This is a genomic window from uncultured Methanobrevibacter sp. (genome assembly GCF_905235195.1).
Taxonomy (GTDB): Archaea; Methanobacteriota; Methanobacteria; order Methanobacteriales; family Methanobacteriaceae; genus Methanarmilla.
On the sequence record NZ_CAJOKH010000103.1, the window covers coordinates 1 to 2,384 of the forward strand.

Consider the following 2,384-nt stretch of genomic DNA (forward strand, 5'->3'; position numbering starts at 1 on the left):
AATTTGAAAACTAAAAAAAATAAGGTATGACTTAAAAATCAATAAACTAAATATAAGTTTATAAAACTATTAAGGTTGTAATAATATAAAGGGTGGTTATTTTGAAGTTTAAAAAGATATTTATGGTAAGCCTATTTTTGCTGACCATTATGGTAGTTGGAGCAGTAAGTGCATCCGATGAAAATATTACGCAGAGTATGTCTTTTTCAGATTTGGAGAATGATGATTTTCAAAATGAACTCATTGAATCTCAGGATATTAAAGACATAGATACAGATAAAGAAAAACTGCAACAGGATTTTAATGAAGTAAATTCTGATGAAATTGACCAATCGATTGTACAATCTGATGATTCAATTTTAGAAATCGATGATTCAACTCAAAAAGAGAATAAAACTGTTTTATTATATAATGAAATAACAACAGATGATTATGAATTGAGCATATCTGATGGAACGCTAGACGGTCATGTATCACTTGTTGCTTTTGATGCAATTGATTCAAAAGAAACTTATCGTTTAACAGTTTATGTTGATGACGTCAAAAGATATGATAAAGATATTTATCAGGATTTTGTAATACTTCATGCTAAAGACTTAAAAATCACTTCTGAAGGGAATTACTATATAAAAGTTGCTGTAAATAATGAAATAAAAATGGAAGAAACAATCTATGTTGACCAGTATTTCTTTACATTTATACCTGCATGGGAAGATCAGGAAGATTTGCCTGAAATGATGGATTATCAATATGGAAATGATGTACAGTTGTTAATATATCTTCCTAAGGATGCTAAAGGCAAATTAACAGTAACAGCCAATGGCAAGACATATGATGTTAAATATAAAGATGGAGAATCTTGGACTGCTGTTAGTAGTAAAGGTTGGAAATTGGGTCTGAATAAAATAGTTGTAACATATCATGGAGATTCAAAATACCATTCAAAATCAGTATATGGATTTGTAAATATTGCACTAAATATTAATTACCCATATTCAATTTCTCTAGATGATAAAGAATATATTGAATTGAAAGGACCTTCAGGATCAAATGGTAATGTTTCTGCCAGTTTATATTACGATTCTACTGGAAAATATGATGAAGATGATTTAGTGCTCTTTAAAACTAACAATATTACTATTAATAATGGTTATGGAGTTTATTCATTAGTAAATTTACCTGTACACAAATATGTGCTAAAGTTAAACTACAATTTAAATAATTATGATACTGAACATAAAATATGGTTTGATGTTATTAAAAATCAGAAGAGTATCCGCACAAGTGTAACACCAAAACAAATTACTAAAGGTAAATCTGTAGATGTAAACATAGTGGCGCCTAAGGGTGATTATCAGCTTACAATTTACGATAATTATAAGTGTATTTATTATAACGATGTTCATTCAAATGGTAAAATTAACAAAAAACTGTCAAAATTATCAGTTGGAACTCATAAAATTCAAATAGAATTAGAGAATCACAATGGATTGGTATATTCAAAATTTTTTAAGGTAACTGTAAAACCAGCTCCAAAGATTAAATTAACAATTAAAACAGTAAAAGTTAAAAAATCCGCTAAAAAACTTGTTTTAACAGCAACTTTAAAAATAAATGACAAAATATACAAAGGTAAAACAATAACCTTTAAATTTTATAAAAAAACACTTAAAGCAAAGACTAATAAAAAAGGAATTGCAAAAGTAACAGTTAAAAAGTCTATTCTTAAAAAACTTAAAGTTGGAAAAAAAGTCAAATATCAAGCCAAATACGGCAGTAAAATAGTTAAAAAAACAGCAAAAGTTAAAAGATAATATAATGAGGCATCCTATGCCTCTTTTTTTATCTTATTTTTTTAAAATTTTTAGGAAATGTCTGTTAATTATTCTTAGATTAGAACTACTTTTTCAAACAATCTAATGAAATATATGATAATTAAAATAGTAGTTTCACTCATTTTTTAATATTTTAAAATAAGGAACATTTAATTAAAAAAAACCTTTCGAAAAAAATATTATACATTGGTAGAAGGAGATAGAAAATATAAAAAAAATAAAAAAATTGGGAGTTTTAGGACACTCCCAATAAGAAATGTTGGTGAAATAGTTCAAAAATCCGAAATTGATATTTAATTTTATTTTTAATATATTCCCATTTCATAGAAACAAGTTAAATTTTTTTTATAATAAAGTATGTTACATTTAATCATTAACTTGTCATAACTTTAATATAACTGAAAAATAAAATATTATTTAATAAAAAAGATAAAATTGGTTTAATAACTCAATTTGAAAACTAAAAAAAATAAGGTATGACTTAAAAATCAATAAACTAAATATAAGTTTATAAAACTATTAAGGTTGTAATAATATAAAGGGTGGTTA

1 protein-coding gene is annotated in these 2,384 nt (G+C 25.1%); it reads left to right on the plus strand.

Annotation, left to right across the window (positions count from 1 at the left end; translation table 11 throughout):
* The first annotated feature begins 101 nt into the window (after positions 1 to 101).
* Positions 102 to 1,814 (plus strand): hypothetical protein, encoded by a 1,713-nt coding sequence (locus QZ146_RS08720; protein ID WP_295723713.1) that lies wholly within the window; start codon positions 102 to 104, stop codon positions 1,812 to 1,814.
* The last annotated feature ends 570 nt before the right edge of the window (positions 1,815 to 2,384 follow it).